Source organism: Falsirhodobacter algicola (genome assembly GCF_018279165.1).
Taxonomy (GTDB): Bacteria; Pseudomonadota; Alphaproteobacteria; order Rhodobacterales; family Rhodobacteraceae; genus Falsirhodobacter; species Falsirhodobacter algicola.
This window is the reverse complement of sequence record NZ_CP047289.1, coordinates 1,245,127-1,264,022: the sequence shown is the minus strand read 5'-3', so window position 1 is coordinate 1,264,022 and position 18,896 is coordinate 1,245,127. Positions and strand designations below refer to the sequence as shown.

The 18,896-nt window shown below is 67.5% G+C and carries 20 protein-coding genes; 5 read left to right on the top strand and 15 right to left on the bottom strand.

What is annotated here, in order from left to right:
• The first annotated feature begins 88 nt into the window (after positions 1-88).
• On the top strand, positions 89-823 hold the full coding sequence (locus GR316_RS06385; protein ID WP_390625152.1) for a L,D-transpeptidase: 735 nt from the start codon (positions 89-91) through the stop codon (positions 821-823).
• Between the two features lie 36 nt (positions 824-859).
• Here GR316_RS06385 and pheT read toward each other — a convergent pair whose 3' ends face one another.
• From pheT to pyk, 6 genes are all read right to left on the bottom strand, one after another.
• Positions 860-3,256 carry a phenylalanine--tRNA ligase subunit beta gene (gene pheT / locus GR316_RS06380; protein ID WP_211783134.1) on the bottom strand — a complete coding sequence of 799 codons (2,397 nt, stop codon included), beginning with the start codon at positions 3,254-3,256 and terminating at the stop codon, positions 860-862.
• A gap of 13 nt (positions 3,257-3,269) precedes the next feature.
• Positions 3,270-3,563: a YrhK family protein gene (locus tag GR316_RS06375; RefSeq protein WP_249218717.1), complete on the bottom strand. Its 294-nt coding sequence runs from the start codon at positions 3,561-3,563 to the stop codon at positions 3,270-3,272.
• Positions 3,560-4,642 (bottom strand): phenylalanine--tRNA ligase subunit alpha, encoded by a 1,083-nt coding sequence (pheS, locus tag GR316_RS06370; RefSeq protein ID WP_211783133.1) that lies wholly within the window; start codon positions 4,640-4,642, stop codon positions 3,560-3,562. Before pheS ends, GR316_RS06375 begins: the two co-directional genes overlap by 4 nt.
• Positions 4,643-4,738: 96 nt before the next feature.
• Positions 4,739-5,101, bottom strand: a complete 363-nt coding sequence (gene rplT, locus GR316_RS06365; RefSeq protein ID WP_211783132.1) for a 50S ribosomal protein L20 — start codon at positions 5,099-5,101, stop codon at positions 4,739-4,741.
• Between the two features lie 11 nt (positions 5,102-5,112).
• Positions 5,113-5,313, bottom strand: a complete 201-nt coding sequence (gene rpmI, locus GR316_RS06360) for a 50S ribosomal protein L35 (RefSeq protein WP_211783131.1) — start codon at positions 5,311-5,313, stop codon at positions 5,113-5,115.
• A gap of 111 nt (positions 5,314-5,424) precedes the next feature.
• A complete protein-coding gene (gene pyk, locus GR316_RS06355; protein ID WP_211783130.1) occupies positions 5,425-6,870 on the bottom strand; it encodes a pyruvate kinase in 1,446 nt (481 codons plus the stop codon).
• Between the two features lie 131 nt (positions 6,871-7,001).
• Here pyk and GR316_RS06350 point away from each other — a divergent pair, with 131 nt between their 5' ends.
• Complete coding sequence (locus tag GR316_RS06350; protein ID WP_390625151.1) at positions 7,002-7,736, top strand: N-formylglutamate amidohydrolase; 735 nt, start codon at positions 7,002-7,004, stop codon at positions 7,734-7,736.
• 68 nt (positions 7,737-7,804) lie between these two features.
• Entirely contained in the window at positions 7,805-7,984 is a 180-nt protein-coding gene (locus GR316_RS06345) for a hypothetical protein (RefSeq protein WP_211783128.1), read from the top strand.
• Here the strand turns inward: GR316_RS06345 and GR316_RS06340 are convergent.
• From GR316_RS06340 to dgcN, 3 genes are read right to left on the bottom strand one after another with little or no spacing between them, the layout of a single operon-like run.
• Positions 7,981-8,841: a D-amino-acid transaminase gene (locus GR316_RS06340; protein ID WP_211783127.1), complete on the bottom strand. Its 861-nt coding sequence runs from the start codon at positions 8,839-8,841 to the stop codon at positions 7,981-7,983. The two genes, GR316_RS06345 and GR316_RS06340, sit on opposite strands and share 4 nt — an antisense overlap.
• Positions 8,842-8,843: 2 nt before the next feature.
• Positions 8,844-9,806 (bottom strand): N-acetyl-D-Glu racemase DgcA, encoded by a 963-nt coding sequence (dgcA, locus tag GR316_RS06335; protein ID WP_211783126.1) that lies wholly within the window; start codon positions 9,804-9,806, stop codon positions 8,844-8,846.
• A 46-nt stretch (positions 9,807-9,852) separates the two neighbouring features.
• Entirely contained in the window at positions 9,853-10,854 is a 1,002-nt protein-coding gene (gene dgcN, locus GR316_RS06330; protein ID WP_211783125.1) for an N-acetyltransferase DgcN, read from the bottom strand.
• Positions 10,855-11,275: 421 nt separating this feature from the next.
• Between dgcN and GR316_RS06325 the strand changes: the two genes are divergently transcribed.
• Positions 11,276-12,235 (top strand): acetyl-CoA carboxylase carboxyltransferase subunit alpha, encoded by a 960-nt coding sequence (locus GR316_RS06325; RefSeq protein ID WP_211783124.1) that lies wholly within the window; start codon positions 11,276-11,278, stop codon positions 12,233-12,235.
• Here the strand turns inward: GR316_RS06325 and GR316_RS06320 are convergent.
• From GR316_RS06320 to GR316_RS06310, 3 genes are read right to left on the bottom strand one after another with little or no spacing between them, the layout of a single operon-like run.
• Positions 12,232-12,909: a lysophospholipid acyltransferase family protein gene (locus GR316_RS06320; RefSeq protein WP_211783123.1), complete on the bottom strand. Its 678-nt coding sequence runs from the start codon at positions 12,907-12,909 to the stop codon at positions 12,232-12,234. The two genes, GR316_RS06325 and GR316_RS06320, sit on opposite strands and share 4 nt — an antisense overlap.
• The gene (locus GR316_RS06315) at positions 12,906-13,844 is read right to left on the bottom strand and encodes a cell division protein FtsX (RefSeq protein WP_390625150.1); all 939 of its coding nucleotides are present in this window, start codon (positions 13,842-13,844) and stop codon (positions 12,906-12,908) included. Before GR316_RS06315 ends, GR316_RS06320 begins: the two co-directional genes overlap by 4 nt.
• On the bottom strand, positions 13,844-14,515 hold the full coding sequence (locus GR316_RS06310) for a cell division ATP-binding protein FtsE (protein WP_211783122.1): 672 nt from the start codon (positions 14,513-14,515) through the stop codon (positions 13,844-13,846). Before GR316_RS06310 ends, GR316_RS06315 begins: the two co-directional genes overlap by 1 nt.
• A gap of 118 nt (positions 14,516-14,633) precedes the next feature.
• Here GR316_RS06310 and GR316_RS06305 point away from each other — a divergent pair, with 118 nt between their 5' ends.
• Positions 14,634-15,077, top strand: coding sequence for a zinc-ribbon domain-containing protein (locus tag GR316_RS06305; RefSeq protein WP_211783121.1), 444 nt, complete (start codon positions 14,634-14,636; stop codon positions 15,075-15,077).
• On the opposite strand, the gene GR316_RS06300 is transcribed toward GR316_RS06305, so the two are convergent.
• From GR316_RS06300 to GR316_RS06290, 3 genes are read right to left on the bottom strand one after another with little or no spacing between them, the layout of a single operon-like run.
• Entirely contained in the window at positions 15,078-17,459 is a 2,382-nt protein-coding gene (locus tag GR316_RS06300; protein WP_211783120.1) for a DUF4175 domain-containing protein, read from the bottom strand. It abuts the gene before it with no gap.
• 26 nt (positions 17,460-17,485) lie between these two features.
• Positions 17,486-18,751, bottom strand: a complete 1,266-nt coding sequence (gene lysA, locus GR316_RS06295) for a diaminopimelate decarboxylase (protein WP_211783119.1) — start codon at positions 18,749-18,751, stop codon at positions 17,486-17,488.
• Positions 18,752-18,895, bottom strand: a complete 144-nt coding sequence (locus GR316_RS06290) for a hypothetical protein (protein ID WP_211783118.1) — start codon at positions 18,893-18,895, stop codon at positions 18,752-18,754.
• Position 18,896 lies beyond the last annotated feature (1 nt).

Here is an 18,896-nt window from a genome sequence, read left to right as displayed (position 1 = left end):
TGACACGGTAACGCGCGCTTCGCCTTGACCTCAGGGCATCCGGACGCAGCTTTGAGCCCGAGATATCGAGTAGAAGAAGGGATTTCCGGTGCGCTCCACCTTACGTCAATTCGCCGCGCTTCTGACCTTGGCCGTTCTGGCCGGGTGCGGTGCGTCCCAAACCCAGGTGACGCGGGCACCCGTCAATCCCGATTACGCCGCCGTTCAGGATGGGGACTTCATGATCCCGGCCGTGAACCCGGCCTTCCTGACGCCGGAAAAGGTGCGCCAGGAGGTGGATTACACCGGCCCCGAGGAGGCGAACACCATCGTCGTCGATCCCTTCGCACGGCGCCTGTACTACGTCCTGCCGAATGGCCGCGCCATGCGCTATGCCGTGGGCGTCGGCCCTGAGGGCAAGGCCTTCCGCGGCAATGCCCGCATCGGTCGCAAGGCCGAATGGCCGCGTTGGACGCCGACGCAGAACATGATCCGCACGCAGCCGGAGCTTTATGCCGAATATGCGGCGGGCCTTCCCGGTGGGCTGGAAAACCCGCTCGGCGCGCGGGCGCTCTATCTCTACCGCTATGGGCGCGACACCTATTACCGGATCCACGGCACGATCGACAACCGCTCCATCGGGCGGGCCAGCTCGGCCGGGTGCATCCGTCTGTTCAATCAGGACATCATGGATCTGTATGAGCGGGTGGATGTCGGCACGCGCGTGAAGGTCCGCACGGAAGCCGAAAGCCGCGCCTATGAGGGCGAATGGGTGGAGGATGCCAATGGCGACATTCACCCGCCGGGGTGGACGGCGCCGGTGCAGATGGCCTCGGCCGGATAAGGAAAAGGCGCGGATCGCAGGATCCGCGCCTTTTCCTTAGGTCCGAAGGGTGCCGCCGGTGGCTTTGGCGACCTTTTCGACGATCTTCGCACTGACCGCTTCGATGTCCTTGTCGGTCAGGGTGCGTTCGGTCGGTTGCAGACGCACCGTCAGCGCGATGGACTTCTTGCCCGCGCCCATCTGCGCCTCGGCCTTTTCGCCAGTGAATTGGTCGAACACCTGCACGCTGTCGATCAGCGCCTTGTCGGCCCCGGCGGCGGCGTTCACCAGCGTCAGCGCCTCCACCCCGGCATCGACCACGAACGCAAAGTCCCGGTCCACCGCCTGCAGGTCCGACAGCTTCAGCGCGGGCCGCGTGGGGGTGCGGACCTTGGGCAGCGGAATCGCCGCGATGTTCACGGTGAAGGCGACGGCCGGGCCCTTGATGTCCAGCATGCGCAGGATGCGCGGATGCACCTCGCCGAATGTGGCCAGCGCCTTCGGCCCAAGGCCGATCACGCCCGAACGGCCCGGATGCCACCAGCCCGGCACCTTGCGGCCGATCTGCACCTTGGACGGCACGCCGAGCGTCGCCAGCACCGCCTCCACATCCGCCTTGGCGTCGAACGTGTCCACGCTGCGGCGCGAGCCGAAGGGATCGCGCGCCGCCGTGGCCCCGATCAGAAGGCCGGTTGCCTGAAGCACCTGATCGCCCGGCTCGCCGCCGGTGAAGGCGGGGCCGACCTCGAACAGCGCCAGATCGGCGAAGCCGCGCGCCTGATTGCGGGCCGCCGCGCGCAGAAGGCCCGGCAGCAGGTCCGGCCGCAGATGCGTCATTTCGGAGCTGATGGGGTTTTCCACCCGCACCGCATTCGCCCCGCCGCCGAACAATGCGGCATCACCGGCGTTGATGAAGCTGTAGCTGACGCATTCGTGATAACCGAGCGCGGCCAGCATCCGCCGCGCCGCCCGTTCGCGCTGTTGCAGCGGCGTCAGGATCGGGCGCGGCACACCGGGGATGGCCCGCGGCAGCGGCGTGCCCGTCAGCCGGGTCAGCGAGGCGACGCGGGCGATCTCTTCGACGAGATCCGCCTCGCCCAGAACATCGGGGCGCCAGCTGGGGACATGGGCCATGTCGCCCTCCAGCCGAAAGCCGAGGGCCTCCAGCGTGCGGCGCTGCTCCTCGGGGGCGATCTCCATGCCGACGAGGCTGACCACGCGGTCTGTGTCGAGGCGGTAGGCGCGGCTGGTATCCGGCACCTCGCCCGCGATCTGCACCTCCGACGCCTCTCCGCCGCAGAGATCGAGGATCATGCGCGTCGCAAGCTCCATCCCGTCTAGCGTGAAGGCCGGGTCGATCCCACGCTCGAAACGGTAGCGGGCATCGGAATTGATCTTCAGCGCGCGGCCGGTGGTCGCGGTGGTGATCGGATCGAAATAGGCGGCTTCGAGATAGACATCGCGCGTCGTCTCGTCACAGCCCGAGACCTCGCCGCCCATCACGCCGCCCAGCGATTCCACGCCCGCCGCGTCGGCGATGACGATCATGCCGGGGCGCAGGGCATAGGTCTTGCCGTCGAGGGCCAGAAGCTCCTCGCCCTCGGCGGCCTCGCGGACGGTCAGATCGCCGCGAACCTTGGCCGCGTCGAAGACATGCAGCGGGCGGTTCAGATCGAAGGTGAAGAAGTTGGTGATGTCCACCAGCGCCGAAATCGGGCGCAGGCCAATCGCCTTCAGCCGCGCTTGCAGCCATGCGGGGGAGGGGCCGTTGCGCACGCCGCGGATCACCCGGCCGGCAAAGAGCGGGCAGGCGGGCGTTTCGGTCCGCACCGTGATCGGGTTCGGGAAGGCGCCGGGCACCGGCTCCACCGTCAGCGGTTTCAGGGTGCCGAGGCCGCGCGCCGCCAGATCGCGCGCGATGCCCCGCACGCCAAGGGCGTCGGGCCGGTTCGGCGTGATCTTGATATGGATCATCGGATCGACCTTGTCCGGCGCATGGGCCGCGAGCCAGTCCACGAACCGCTCCCCAACCTCGCCCGAGGGCAGTTCGATGATGCCGTCATGCTCCTCCGAGAGCTCGAGCTCCCGTTCGGAGGCCATCATGCCGTGGGATTCGACGCCGCGGATCTTGCCGACGCCCAGCGTCACGTCGATGCCCGGCACATGATCGCCCGGCTTGCACAGGACGACGGTGATGCCTTCGCGGGCATTGGGTGCGCCGCAGACGATCTGCTTCTCGCCCTCGTCCGTGGCCACGCGGCACACGCGCAGACGGTCGGCATCGGGATGCGGCTCGGCCCCCAGCACCTTGGCCAGCGTGAAGGGCGCCAGCTTGGCGGCGGGGTCGCGGACCTCCTCCACCTCGAGGCCCAGATCGGTCAGGGCATAGGTGATGTCGTCGAGGCTGGCCTCGGTCTCGAGATGGGTCTTGAGCCAGGAGAGGGTGAATTTCATCGGGTCGACTCCATCAGGAAGCGGTATCACGGGCGAGCTTGCCGGTCTTGCCCATGCGGTAGAGCCGGATTTCGCGAACGAGTTTCAGGGTGGGGCGCGCCGCGAACAGGACGGAGCCGATGGTGAACAGCCACGTCGCCGCCGTCATCAGCGCATCGTAGAAGAAGAACACCGACCCGACGAGGAAGCAGATCGCTGCGGCGAATTCGACCGCCGTGCGCGCGATCTCGTAGCGGGCATAGAGGCGGCGGGCGTGTTCGCTGCCCTCGCGGTTCTCGTGCCGGAAGAGGTGTTTGGACAGGCTCACCGGCTGAGGCCCCCAGCGAGGTCCGGCATGTCCAGTGCGGCAAAGCCGTAATGGCGCAGCCAGCGCAAGTCGCTTTCGAAGAAGGCGCGCAGATCGGGGATGCCGTATTTCAGCATGGCGATGCGGTCGATGCCCATGCCGAAGGCGAAGCCTTGCCATTCGGCGGGGTCGATGCCGGCGGCGGTCAGCACCTTGGGGTGCACCATGCCCGAGCCGAGGATCTCCATCCAGCTGTCGCCTTCGCCGATCTTCAGCTGTCCGTTCTGCCATGAGCAGCGGATATCCACCTCGGCCGAGGGTTCGGTGAAGGGGAAATGCGAGGCGCGGAAGCGCAGCTCCACCGAGGGAACCTCGAAGAAGGCGCGGCAGAACTCCTCCAGAACCCATTTGAGGTTCGCCATGGAGATGTTCTTGTCCAGCGCCAAGCCTTCGACCTGATGGAACATGGGCGTGTGCGTCTGGTCCATGTCCATACGATAGACGCGGCCGGGGGCGATCACGCGGATCGGGGCCCCCTGATCCATCATCGCGCGGATCTGCACGGGCGAGGTGTGGGTGCGCAGCACATGGGGCGGGCGGTCATCGCCGCCCGCCCGGTGCATGAAGAAGGTGTCGTGCTCCTGCCGGGCGGGATGCTCGGGCGGGATGTTCAGTGCGTCGAAATTGTACCAGTCGCTTTCGACCTGCGGGCCTTCGGCCACGGAAAAGCCCATATCGGCGAAGATGGCCGTCAGCTCTTCCATGACCTGCGAGACGGGATGCAGCGTGCCCATGCGGCGCGGGCGGCCCGGCAGCGTCACGTCCAGCCATTCGGCCGCGAGGCGCTGTTCCAATGCGGCATCGGCAAGGCTGGCCTTGCGCGCGCGCAGGGCGGCGTCGATCTCGTCCTTCAGGCGGTTCAGGGCGGCGCCGGTCGTCTGACGCTCCTCCGGGCTCATCCGGCCCAGTTCCCGCATCTTCAGGCTGATTTCGCCCTTCTTGCCGAGGGCGGAGAGGCGGAGCTCTTCCACCGCGGCCTCGTCCCCCGCATCCTTGATGCGGTTCAGGTAAGTGTCGCGAAGCGTGTCGATCCCGTCCATGCCGGCCTCCGTAAGTCCGGCTTCGGATTACCGCCCGAGGGGCAGGCTGGCAAGGACAGCCAAGAAAAAACCCCGCCGAAGCGGGGTTTCATCAGATCAGGCGAGGGCCTTCTTGGCCTGTGCCGCGATGGCGTTGAACGCCTCGGGCTCGCGGACGGCCAGATCGGCCAGAACCTTGCGGTCCACTTCGATCCCGGCCTTGGCCAGACCGTTGATGAAGCGCGAATAGGTCATCTCAGCGTCGAACAGGCGCACGGCCGCGTTGATACGCTGGATCCACAGGGCGCGGAACGTGCGCTTGCGGGTCTTGCGGTCGCGGGTCGCGTACTGGTTCGCCTTGTCGACGGCCTGAGTCGCGGTGCGGAAGTTCGTCGAACGGGCGGCGTAGTAGCCTTTGGCCGCCTTGATGACTTTACGGTGACGGGCGTGCGTGACAACGCCGGATTTGACGCGGGACATCTACGCTCTCCTTACCGGTTATAGGGCATGTATTTCTTGACGATCTTCTCGTCCGAATCGCACAGGATCATGGTCCCCGTGACGTCGCGGATGAATTTCGTCGAGCGTTTGATCATGCCGTGGCGCTTGCCGGCGGGGCCGGCCTTCACCTTGCCGGTGGCCGTGAAGCTGAAACGCTTCTTCGCGGCCGATTTGGTCTTCATCTTGGGCATTTTCATCTCCTCTTGCGAGTGGTGAACGCGCGCCACGGCAATGCCACATCGGCCGGGCGCGCGGGTAATCAGGGGGCGGCGTATAAAGGCGAACGCCGCCCCCTGCAAGGGTCATTCCGTTTCGGCGTTCGTGATCTTCGATTCGTCGCAGGGCGCGACGCGCAGGATGTTCGTCGTGCCGGCGCGGTTGAAGGGAACGCCCGCCATGACGACGATGAACTCTTCGGTGGTGGCAAAGCCCGCATCGCGCGCCGATTTCGCAGCCGCCAGAACGGCGCCCTTGAAGCGGTGCTGCACCTCGGAGATGGCGCAATGCGTGCCCCAGGTCAGGGTCATGCGGCGCGCGGTCTCCATCAGCGGGGTCAGCGCGATGATCGGAACGCGGGGGCGTTCGCGGGCCACCAGCGACACCGTGGTGCCGGTCTGGGAGAAGCAGCAGATCGCCTTGATCGGCGTGCTTTCCGCGATCTCGCGCGAGGCGGCGACGATGGCGTCGGCCACGGTCGAACGCTTGGCGCGGCGGCTGGCCTCGATGACCTCGCGGTAGGTCCGGTCGCTCTCAATCGAAATGGCGACGTTGTTCATCGTGCGCACGGCTTCGACCGGATAGCTGCCCGCCGCAGATTCGGCCGAGAGCATGACGGCGTCCGCGCCCTCGTAGATCGCGCCGGACACGTCGGACACTTCGGCCCGCGTCGGAACGGGCGAATCGATCATGGATTCGAGCATCTGCGTCGCCACGATCACCGGCTTGGCCGCCGCACGCGCCCCGCGCACGAGGCGCTTCTGGATCGGCGGCACGTCCTGAACCGGCAGTTCCACGCCCAGATCGCCGCGGGCGACCATGATGCCGTCGGACACTTCGAGGATCGCGTCATAGGCCTTCACGGCCGCCGGCTTTTCGATCTTGGACAGGATCGCGGCGCGGCCCTTGGCCAGTTCGCGGGCCTCCAGAACGTCCTCGGGGCGCTGCACGAAGGACAAGGCCAGCCAGTCGCAGCCGAGTTCGCACACGAATTCCAGATCCTTGCGGTCCTTCTCCGACAGCGCGGCGAGGGGCAGCACCACGTCCGGCACGTTCACGCCCTTGCGGTTGGAGATGGCGCCGCCGACCTCGACCACGCAATCGGCGAAATCGGCGCCGCATTCGCGCACGCGCAGGCGGATCTTGCCGTCATTGACCAGAAGCGTCGCGCCCGGTTCCAGCGCCGCGAAGATCTCGGGGTGGGGCAGGTTCACGCGGCGGGCATCGCCCGGCTCGTCCGACAGATCCAGCCGGAAGTTCGCGCCTTCCACCAGTTCCTCGGGGCCGTTCGCAAACACGCCCACGCGCAGCTTCGGGCCCTGAAGGTCGGCGAGGATGCCGATGGGACGCCCGGTATCGGCCTCGATCTTGCGGATGATCTCGTGCCGTTCGCGGATGTCGTCGTGGCTGCCATGGCTCATGTTCAGCCGGAACACGTCGGCACCGGCCTCGAACAGGGCGCGGATCACCTCGTAGCTGCTGGAGGCGGGCCCCAGCGTGGCCACGATCTTCACGTTGCGAAGGCGTCTCATGATAATCTCCCTTGTCATCGCGGATGTTCTGCCCGTTTTCATGTTAGCGTACAACATCCGCTGCAACTGGCATCCTAGTCTTCGTCGCGGCATATACAGCGAAGTGCAACGAAATGCGACAAGGAGCTGATGTGCAACCGTTCACCGTTCACGGAGAATCGCGCAATTCCCGGATTCTGATCACCTGCGATCATGCGACGAATCGGGTGCCGGAGGCGGTGAACGGGGGCGATCTGGGAATCGCCGCCGCCGATATGGGTCGTCACATCGCCTTCGACGTGGGCGCGGCGGGGTTGGCGACGGCGCTGGCCGATGCGCTGGAGGCGACGGCGATCCTGTCGGATTTCTCGCGGCTGGTGATCGATCCGAACCGGGGCGAGGATGATCCGACGCTGGTCATGCGCCTCTATGACGGGACGGTGATCCCGGCGAACCGCCATGTGGACGCCGCCGAGGTGGCGCGGCGGCTGAACCTGCTGCACCGCCCCTATCACGCCGAACTGGCCCGCCTTGCGGCGCGGCGGACGGATACGGTGATCGTGGCGGTTCACAGCTTCACCCCGCGCCTGAACGGGCGGGGGCTGCGTCCGTGGCATGTGGGCATCCTGCATTCGCATTGCGACAGCCGCTTGTCGCTGGCGCTGATCGCGCGGCTGCGGGCGGAGCCGGACCTCGTGATCGGGGATAACGAGCCTTATGATGGGCATCTGCCGGGCGATGCGATCGACCGGCATGCCCTGCAGACCGGGCGGCACAACACGTTGATCGAGGTGCGCAACGATCTGATCGGCACCGCCGAGGCGCAGGCGGCATGGGCGGCGCGGCTGGCGCCCATCATCGCGGGGGCGGTGGCGGATATCGCCTAGATCACGAAGCGGCGTTTTGACGTGATCGGCGATCGCCGCCATCTTCGTCCCCGTGAAGGAGAGCCGAGATGCTTCGATTGCTTGCCGCCGTTATCTGCTTGGGGCTCGGCGGGCCCGCCTTGGCCGACCCGCCTTCCGGCATCACCGGGGTGGACCGTACGGCCCCCCGGACGAGCCCCCGCACGAATGCCGCGCGCGGGGAGGACGCCGCCGAGATATGGCTGCGCGAAAGCGAGCCGCGTCGTTAGATGGCGGCCTTGCGCGCCGCCTCGACGTAGATTTCGCGCAGACGGCGGGCGACCTTGCCCGGTTTGCCCGCGCCGACGGGTTTGCCGTCCACTTCGATCACCGGCATCACGAAGGTCGATGCGCCCGTGATGAACGCCTCGTCGGCGGCCTGCGCCTCTTCGATCGTGAAGGCGCGCTCCTCGATCTCGAACTGCGCCTCGGCGGCATAGACCAGAAGCGAGGCGCGCGTGATCCCGTGCAGGATGTCGTTCGACAGGGGCCGCGTGATGATGCGGTTGCCCTTCACGATATAGGCGTTGGAGGCCGAGCCTTCCGTCACCACCCCGTCCTTCACGAAGAAAGCGTCGTCGCAGCCGGCCTTCTTGGCCGCCATCTTGGCCATGGAGGGCCAGAGAAGCTGCACCGTCTTGATGTCGCGGCGGCCCCAGCGCAGATCGTCGAAGGCGATGACCTTGATCCCGCGTTCGGCGGCGGGGGGCATCGCAAGATCGGGCACCGATTGCGTGAAGAGCACGGCCGTCCCCGGCACCGATTCGTCCGGATAGAGGAAGTTGCGATCCCCGGCGCTGCCGCGCGAGATCTGCAGATAGACGAGGCCGTTGCCGATCTCGTTGCGCGTCACCAGTTCGCGGTGCACCTCCAGCAGTTCCGCCGCCGAAAGGGGGTTGCGCATGTCGAGTTCCGCCAGCGACCGCGCCAGCCGCGCCTCGTGCCCGGCATAGTCCAGCAGCTTGCCGTCCAGCACCGAGGTCACTTCGTAGACGGCATCGCCCATCAGGAAGCCGCGGTCGAAGATCGAGACCTTGGCCTCGGTTTCCGGCAGGTATTCGCCGTTCACATAGACAGTGCGCGTCATGGTCATCCCCAGAGTTTCGTATCGGACGGGTGGACGCCGGCCTCGTCGAAGGTCAGCGGGTGGTCACGGTCTTCGGCCAGCAGGAGCGGGCCGTCAAGGTCCGTCACCAGCGCGCCCTGCGCCACCAGAAGGGCGGGGGCCATCGCAAGGCTGGTGCCGACCATGCAGCCGACCATCAGGCCATACCCTTCGTCCAGCGCGGCGCGTTTGAGTTCCAGCGCCTCGGTCAGGCCCCCGGTCTTGTCGAGCTTGATGTTGATGACGTCGTATTTACCGCGCAGCCCCGGCAGGCTGGCCCGGTCGTGACAGGATTCGTCGGCGCAGACGGGCAGGGGGCGGGCGATCTCGGCCAGCATGTCGTCCTTGCCCGCGGGCAGCGGCTGTTCCACCAGCGCAACGCCAAGGCGCAGCAGATGCGGGGCAAGGTCGGAATAGACCTCGGCGGTCCAGCCCTCGTTGGCATCGACGATGATCTTGGTGCCGGGTGCTCCGGCGCGGACGGCCTCCAGCCGGGCCATGTCGTCGGCGGTGCCGAGCTTGATCTTCAAGAGCGGGCGATGCGCGTTCTTGGCGGCGGCGGCGCGCATGTTTTCCGGCGTGTCGAGCGAGAGGGTATAGGCCGTGATCTCCGGCCCCGGCGCGGGCAGGCCCGCCAGTTCCCACACGCGGCGTCCTGCGGCCTTCGCCTCTAGATCCCACAGCGCGCAATCGACGGCGTTGCGGGCGGCCCCGGCGGGCAGCAGGCCCTGAAGTTCGGCGCGCGTCACGTTGGCGGGCAGGGTGGCGATCTGATCGGCCACGCTTTCCAGCGTCTCGCCGTAGCGGGCATAGGGGACGCATTCCCCAAGGCCGGTCACGCCGCCGCGCGTCACCTTCACGGTGATGACCCGCGCCTCGGTGCGCGATCCGCGGCTGATGGTGAAGACCTGCGCCAGCTTGAAGGTCTCGGCCAGAACGTCGATCATGCCGACCTCCCCTGTATTGCGGGGGGCGCAGCGGCCCCCCTTGGTTTCAGATCGCGTCCAGCGCATCGACCAGCTTGCCGGCCCCGAAGCGGAAGGGGTCGGTCGCGGGCAGGCCCAGATCGGCCTCGACCTTGGCGAGGTAGGCTTTCGCCTCATCCTCGGCCATGTGCTGGGTGTTGATCGAATAACCGGCCACGGTGCAGGCGGGATTGGCAACGCGCGCCAGCGCCAGCGCCATGTCGCGCACGGCCTCGAGGCTCGGCAGGCTGTATCCGGGCAGGCCGCGCATGTGATCGCGCGTCGGCTCGTGGCAGATCACCAGCGCGTCGGGCTGGCCGCCATGGATCAGTGCCAGCGTCACCCCCGAATAGGAGACGTGGAACAGCGAGCCCTGACCCTCGATCAGGTCCCAGTGGTCGGCGTCGTTGTCCGGCGTCAGATATTCGATCGACCCGGCCATGAAATCGGCGATCACCGCATCCAGCGGCACGCCGCCGCCGGTGATCAGGATGCCGGTCTGCCCGGTGGCGCGGAAATCGGCCTTCATGCCGCGGGCGCGCATTTCCTTTTCGACGCAGAGGGCAGTGTACATCTTGCCGATGGAGCAATCGGTCCCGACCGCCAGCATCCGCTTGCCGCTGCGCTTCACGCCGTTCGCGATCGGATACTGAACCGAAGGAACGCGCACATCATGCAGCGTGCGGCCATGGGCGGCGGCGGCGGCAACCAGTTCGGGTTCGTCGCGCAAGAGGTTGTGCAGCCCCGATGCGATGTCGAGGCCCTTTTCGAGTGCCTCCACCAGCACGGCCTTCCATGCCGGGCTGATGATCCCGCCGCGGTTCGCAACCCCGATGACCAGCGTCTTGACGCCGGCGGCAAGGGCCTCGTCCACGGTCATGTCGGTCAGGCCCATATCGGCCTTGCACCCATCCATCCGCAGCTGCCCCTTGGCGAATTCGGGGCGCCAGTCCTTGATGCCCTGCGCCACCTTGGCGGCCAGCGGGTCGGGGGCATCGCCGAGAAACAGAAGGTACGGGGTGTCGATCATGGATCTCTCCTTTGAGCCGCAGGTCACGTTACCTTACGTCAGATATCCCGGCGAATCTTCTTGATGTGATCGCCCGTGATGGCACGTTTTCGAAGAACCTTCGGCCTTGATGCATTACCGTGCAACATCCTGCGGCAGGGACCGCATCGGGCGCAAGATACGGCTATGCGGAATTTATATGACATGCGCGTAAAGAATTGTTGACAGGATGCCCGATGCGCGATCATTCTCTCCTCACGGCCGATCAAACGAACGGCAGAAAGAATACCCGGTCATCGCTGCGGGGAGGCTGCGATGGCCACAAGGGGAGGATGGCGCGCCTCGGGGGAAGCCTCGGGGCGTTGCCTGTTGCGGGCCTTGCTGTTGCATCACGCGCGCGGGCCGGGCATATAGCCGAAAGCACCATCAGGGACCGAGGGCCATGCAGTATCTGGAATTCGAAAAGCCGCTTGCCGAGATCGAGGGCAAGGCCGAAGAACTTCGGGCACTTGCGCGCCAGAACGAAGCGATGGACATGGAGAAGGAGGCCGCCGCTCTCGACCGCAAGGCCGAAGGGATGCTGCGCGACCTCTACAAGGGTCTGACCGCTTGGCAGAAGACGCAGGTGGCACGCCACCCGGATCGTCCGCACTGCTCGGATTACATCGAGGCGTTGTTCACCGAATACACGCCGCTGGCGGGGGACCGGAACTTCGCCGACGATCACGCCGTCATGGGCGGCCTTGCCCGTTTCGGCGACAAGCCCGTCGTGGTGATCGGCCATGAAAAGGGCCATGACACCAAGTCGCGGATCGAACGGAACTTCGGCATGGCCCGCCCCGAAGGCTATCGCAAGGCGATCCGCCTGATGGACATGGCGCACCGCTTCGGCCTGCCGGTCATCACGCTGATCGACACGCCCGGCGCCTATCCGGGCAAGGGCGCCGAGGAACGCGGCCAGTCCGAAGCGATCGCCCGCTCCACCCAGAAATGCCTCGAGATCGGCGTGCCCGTGCTGGCTACCGTCATCGGCGAGGGTGGGTCCGGCGGCGCCGTGGCCTTTGCCGCCGCGAACCGCGTGGCGATGCTGGAACATTCGGTCTATTCGGTGATCTCGCCGGAGGGCTGCGCCTCCATCCTGTGGAAGGATGCCGAGAAGATGCGCGAAGCCGCCGACGCCCTGCGCCTGACCGCGCAGGATCTGCAAAAGCTGGGCGTGATCGACCGGATCATTCAGGAACCGCTGGGCGGCGCGCAACGCAGCCGCACCGAGACGATCGAAGCGGTCGGCAAGGCCATCGCCAACATGCTGAAGGACCTCTCCGGCATGGATGCCAAGGCGCTGATCGACGATCGCCGCCGCAAGTTCCTCGCCATGGGCAGCAAGAGCCTCGCGGCCTAAGCCAGACGGTTCGACGCGGCTTCGATCCGGCGTTCCAAAAGCTGAAGCACATCCTCGGCCGCAAGGCCGGGGGCGATGGGGGGAAGGAACTCCATCACCGCCACGCCCGCATGTCGGCGCACCCCGCGCGGCCAGACACGGCCCGCATTCGTCGCCGCCGGAACGCAGGGCCGGCCCAGATGGGCATAGAGCGCCGCAACGCCGTATTTGTAGGGCGCGATATCCCCCACCGGAACGCGGGTGCCCTGCGGATAGATCACGATCTGCCCCTCGCCGCCCGCCGCATCCAGCAGACGGGCCACGGCCTCCGCGCCGCCGCCCCGGCTGACGGGAATGCAGCCCAGCCGCCGAGTGTACCAACCAAAGAGCGGCAGGCGCGCAAGATCCGACTTCATGATGAAGCGGGGCTGGGGCAGGGCGTGGAACAGCAGGATCACATCGAGGAACGACTGATGCTTGGCCGCGACGAGGACCGGCCCCGTCGGCACCTCGCCAAGGATCCGCCCCTCCAGACCCAGCAGCGCGCGGGCCGTCCACAGCACCCAGCGGCAATAGGCCTTGCAGACCCGCAGCGCCCCATCGGGCCGGGTCAGCGCCAGCGGCAGGCCGATCAGCCCCATCACCCCCATCGCGACATACATCTGCGCGCCAAAGAGGATCGAGCGGAGCATCATGGCAGCCCGTTCAGCGTGCGGAAGGCAGCGACGCGGGTCGCGGTGAAGGCCACCGCCGCCGCGATCACCGGCACCAGCCATGGCAGCAGCCAGTCCCCGCCCGACAGGCCGAGGCCGGTCAGGAACTCTCCGCTGCCGGTCTGCGAGGGGATGAGGAGCAGCACCACCAGCCCCGTAGCGATCCCCGCCGTCGATCCGAACAGCGTGCGCAGCGTAAAGCGGCGCACGAAGGCGCGGGCGATGTAGCCGTCCTGCGCGCCGATCTGGCGCAGCACCCGCAGCACCTGCGCATTGGAGGCGAGCGAGGCGTTCGCGGCCAGCGTGATGATGACCCCCGTCGTCCCGAGGATCAGCGTCAGCGCCGCCCAGCCCAGAAGGCGCAGACGCAGCGCGGCCGCAGCCAAGGGCTGACGCCAGCGAGCATGATCGTCGAGGACGGCGCCCGGCGCTTCGGCCGCGAGGCGTTGGCGCAGGCCTTCGGAATCGTAGCCGTTGCCCTCTTCGGTCACTTCCACGAGTTGCGGGATGGGCAGGGTGTCCAGCGGCAGGTCGTTTCCGAACCACGGGGCCAGCAGGGCGCGCTCTTCCTCGTCGCTCATGGCGCGGGCGCTGGCGATGCCGGGGGTCGTCTCCAGAAGGCGGAGCACGGCGTCGGTCTGCTGCCGGCCATCCTCGCCGGTGGCGTCGATGCGGATGGTGGAGGTGCGGGCCAGCGCGTCGGCCCAGCGATCCGCCAGATGCCCCGCCGATAGCGATAGCGACAGCGCAAAGACCGACAGGAACCCCATGGACCCTGCGGCAAAGACCGTCAGCCACACCCCGGTGCCGGTGGGCGGGACCAGACGCTCGGCCCCCGGATCGGGGCGCGTCAGATCCATCACGGCCTGCCGCAACCCGTGCAGGAAAGCCGCCAGAAGGGACAGAAGACGCGTCATCACAGTTCGGCCCCCGCCAGTTCGATGGTGCCGCCACGGATGCGCAGCACGCGCGCGGCCAATTGCGCCTTGGCGCTGCGGATCAGGTTCAGATCGTGGGTGGCGATCAGGATCGTCGTGCCCATCCGGTTCAGCTCCACCAGCAGCGTCAGAAGCCGCAGCGACATCTCCCAATCGAGGTTGCCCGTCGGCTCATCGGCCAGAAGGATGTCGGGCGATCCGATCACGGCGCGCGCAAGGGCGGTGCGCTGGCGTTCCCCGCCCGAGAGTTGCGGCGGATAGGCCCGCGCCAGACGCGCCATGCCGACCCAGTGCAGCAGGTCCGACAGATCCTGCACCGGAACTTCGCGCCCCGTCACGCTGAGCGGCAGGGTGACGTTGGAGGCGACCGACAGATGATCGAGGAACTGGCAATCTTGTTGCATGACGCCGATGCGCCGCCGGATTCGCGCCAGCGCATCGCGCGACACGCCTTGCAGATCGCGGCTCAGAACCTTGACGGTGCCCTCGGTCGCCAGCAGCTCGCCATAGCAGAGCTTCAGAAAGGTGGACTTGCCCGCGCCCGACGGGCCGGTCAGGAAATGAAACGAACCCGGCTGCAGCGACAGGCTGATGTCGGAAAGGAGTTTTCCCCCGCCATAGCTATAGGCGACGTTGTCGAACGAAATCACCGGTGTCTCCACATCTTCCCGGCCGATCCTTGCCCCGAAGGACCGCCCCTTGCAATGTCGAAGGCTTGGATAGCATCGCGCGCGTTGCTACAACACCCGAAACCTGAGGAGAGAGCGGATGCGTCTGCGGTGCCCCACCTGCGCGGCCGAGTACGAGATCGAGGACGCGGCCATCCCCGAGGCGGGGCGCGATGTGCAGTGTTCGGCCTGCGGCCATGGCTGGCATCACCGCCCGCAGCCGCGGCTGGTGCTGGATGCGCCGCCTGCCGCCGCGCCCACGGATTTCCGCGCCTTCCTGCGCGAGGAGGCCGAGCGCGAGGCCGCGCAGCGCCGCGCCGAGGGCAGTTCCGCCATCGCCCCCCCTGCGGCCGAGCGTCCGAAGAAGGGCGGCTTCGTGGCGGGGATGTTCCTTGCGCTGCTGCCGCTGGCGGTTCTGGCGGGCATCTATGCCGGGGCTGCGCAGATCAAGGCGCAGGCTCCGGGTCTGGCCGAACCGATCCAACGCTATGCCGACGCGGTCGATCAGGGCCGGCGCTGGCTGCACGACACGCTGGACCGCTGATCAGAAGAAATCGAGCAGGCGGCGTAGGTAATCCAGTTCCTCGCGCGGACGCTCCTGCTCGCCCGAGCGGCGGCGGATCTCATCGAGGAGGTCTTCGGCGCGCTGACGCAGATCCTGCTGGCTGAGGAGATCCTCGTCCGTGCCGATGCCGCCCGAAGCGCCGGGCGTGCGGCCCAGCGGATCGCGCGCGGCCTGACGGCTGCCGGCGGGGCCATCCTCGCCCGATTGATCGCCGCCGGGGCTTTGCTCTTCGGCCAAAGATTGCGAGAGGGTCCGCATCCCTTCGCGCAGCGCCTCCATCGCCTCGGCCTGCCGGTCGAGGGCGCCGGACATGTCACCCTGCCGCAGGGCGCGTTCGGCGTCCTCCATCGCGCGGCCGGCACGGTCCAAGGGCTGGCCTTCCTCGGTGGTCTGCGGCGCGTCCATCCCGTTCAGCCGATCCCGCAATTCGCGCTGGCGCCCGGCCAGATCGTCGCCATCGGTCTGGCCGTTCTGCATCCCTTCGAACCCTTCGTCCGACAGGGCCTGCTGATCGCGCAGCGTGTCCTGCAGATCCTGCATCGCCTGCTGGCCGGGGCTGCCTTCGCCGCCTTCGCCTTCGGCCACCTGAAGGTTGTCCATCATCTGGCGCAGTTGATCCATCAGGGCCTGCGCATCGGCCATGCGGCCTTCTTCCATCAGGCGCTGGATCTGATCCATCATGCCCTGAAGCTGATCGCCGGACAGTTCCTGCATATCCTCGCTGGCCTGACGGCTATCCGGATCGCGGCGGGCATCCTCGGCCAGTTCGCGGATATAGCCGTCGGTCGCGTCGCGCAGTTCCTGCATCAAGCTCTCGATCTCGGACGGATCGGCGCCATCGCGCATCGCCTGCGACAGACGATCCTGCGCGCGGCGCATCCGTTCCAAGGCCGAACCGAGATCGCCATCCTCGATCTGCACGGCGATGTCCCACAGCTGCGCCGCCAGCGCGTCGCGCGTGTCGTCCGTCAGGGCGGTGTTCGCCTCCAGATCGCGCATCACGGCGCGCAGGCGCAAGAAGGTGCTGTCGTCGCGGAACAGCCCCTCGGGGCGCCATGTGATCGCGCGCAGCACCTGATCGACGCGCTCGGCATTGTCCCGCGTCCACAGCAGATCGCGCCGCATCTCGATCAGCGCCGAGGCCAGCGGATCGAAGAAGCGGCGACCGGGCAGCACGGTGTGGATGACCTCGCCCGTGCCGGTCTGACCGGCGGCATCGGTCGCGCTCAGCCGGATCGTGACGGGTAGGTTAGCAAAGGGGTGCTGCGCCAGATCCTGCACCAGCACGTCGGAAAACTCGGTCCGCGCCCCGGTGACGGGCAGCGGCAGATCGAGGCGCACCGGATCGCGCGCTTCGGGCGCGGCGGCAAGGCCGTAGCGGCGATCGACGGCCGGCAGGTCCAGCGCGATCTCCACTTGGCCCGAGGTGATGCCGTAATCGTCCCCCGCCTCGAACGGCAGGCGCATTTCGCCCGTCGGCTCGCGCGCCAGATCGGCGGTGACACCGATATGGGGCGGCGCGTCGGGCACCACGGTGACGGGCCATTCGCGCCCGCCCGCCCCGGCAATGGCCAGCACGCCCGATTGGCGCAGTTCGAAATCCTGCTGCATGGCGGAGGCGGTCGCCGCCTCGGTCCGCGCGGAGACGGTCTCGCGCACGGTCAGATCGCCGACCGATCCGTACAGGCGCAGATGCACATGGCTGCCGACCGGAACCGTCAGCGTGCCGTTCAGATCGTTGAGATAGAGCGAGGGCTTGCTGGTATAGGCGGGGGGCTGGATCCACCCCTCCCACATGGGGCCGGTCGCGGCCTGACTTGCGCCGGGCAGGCCCGCCACCGTCGCCACCCGCCAGATCGAGCCGAACAGCAGCGCAACCACCAAGGCCACCAGCGCGACATACCGCAGCGCAAAGGGATCGCGGCGCGGCAGATCGAGGCGCGGAGCCACGGGGCGCGCCGTTCCGGCCCGTTCGGCCATGCGGCTGCGATGCCGGTCCCACACGGCGATGGAGGCGGGATCGGAGGTTCCGACGGCCTGCGTATCGGCCAGCGCGGCAAGGGGGCGGTCGGGCAGGGAGGCGTCGAGCCGCTCCACCGCGTCGGTCCGCCGGGGGATGCGAAAGCGGCGCAGACCCCAGACGATCGTCGCCAGCCCGCCAAGGACGACCGTGACCATCCATGTCCAGACCACCTCCAGCGGCAGGCTGTCCTGCACCCCGAAGGCAAGGATCGCCACCGTGATGATCGCAATCGAAGACAGCGGCCAGAAGGACCGCGCGAGCCGTTCGGCCCAGAGGCCCGCCCAAGTGAGCCTTAGGGGCCACCGCAGCCGGCGCAGGGTCGCGTCAATGTCGGACATCCCACCTGCCTGTCGCGGCCGCGAGGTTACAGCCACTCCGGTATGGTATCTCGCGACACGATTTCGTCAAACGTCGGACGCGCCCGAATGACGGCATAGTGATCGCCATGCACCAGAACCTCGGGGACGAGGGGCCGGGTGTTGTACTCGGACGCCATCACCGCGCCATAGGCCCCGGCGGAGCGGAAGGCGACGAGGTCATTCTCCGCCAGATCGGGAAGGGCGCGGCCCTTGGCGAAGGTATCGCCCGTCTCGCAGACCGGGCCGACCACGTCGTAGGGGCGCGGTTCGGCCCCCGGGGCGGGTTCCTCCACGGCGACGATGTCGTGATGCGCGCCGTACATGGACGGGCGCACGAGGTCGTTCATCGCCGCGTCGAGGATCAGGAAATCCCGGTCCTCGCCGTTCTTGACGTAGATGACGCGGCTGACGAGCACGCCGGAATTACCCGCGATCAGGCGGCCCGGCTCGATCTCGATCTCGCAGCCCAGATCGCCGACCGTGCGCTTGATGAGCGCGCCGTAATCGGTGGGCAAGGGCGGGGCCTCGTTGCTGCGGCTGTAGGGGATGCCGAGCCCGCCGCCCAGATCCAGACGGCGGATGTCGTGGCCCTCGGCGCGCAGGCGGCGCGTCAGATCGGCGACCTTCAGATAGGCCTGCTCGAACGGCTCCAGCTCGGTCAGTTGGCTGCCGATATGCACGTCGATGCCCATCACCTCCAGCCCCGGAAGGCGGGCGGCTTCGGCATAGACCGCCGAGGCGCGGGCGATCGGGATGCCGAACTTGTTCTCGGACTTGCCGGTGGCGATCTTCTCGTGGGTGCGGGCATCCACGTCCGGGTTCACGCGGATCGCGATGGGCGCACGGGTGCCCATCGCGGTCGCCACCTCGGAGAGGGCGCGCATCTCGGGCTCGCTCTCGACGTTGAACTGACGGATGCCGCCCTCGAGGGCGAGGCGCATCTCCTCGCGCGTCTTGCCGACGCCGGAAAACACGATGCGGTCGCCCGGCACGCCGGCGGCCTTGGCGCGCAGATATTCCCCGGCCGAAACCACGTCCATGCCCGCGCCAAGCTGCCCCAGCGTCTTGAGCACGGCGACGTTCGACAGCGACTTGATCGCAAAGCACACCAGATGCGGCATCGGCGACAGCGCTTCGGTGAACAGCTGGTAATGACGGGTCAGCGTGGCGGTCGAATAGCAATAGAACGGCGTGCCGACGACGCGGGCGATGTCCGACAGCGCCACATCCTCGGCATGCAGCGTGCCGGAGCGGTAGAGAAAGTGATCCATCTAGCGGTTGATCTCGGGTTGGGTGTCGGCCGGGAAGACGTCGGTGCCGTCGGGCGCCACGGGCTGGCCGTCGACGCCGCAGCCCGACAGGGCCATCAGGGTTGCGAAGGCCAGAATGCAGGCCATGAGAAGGGGGTGGGACATC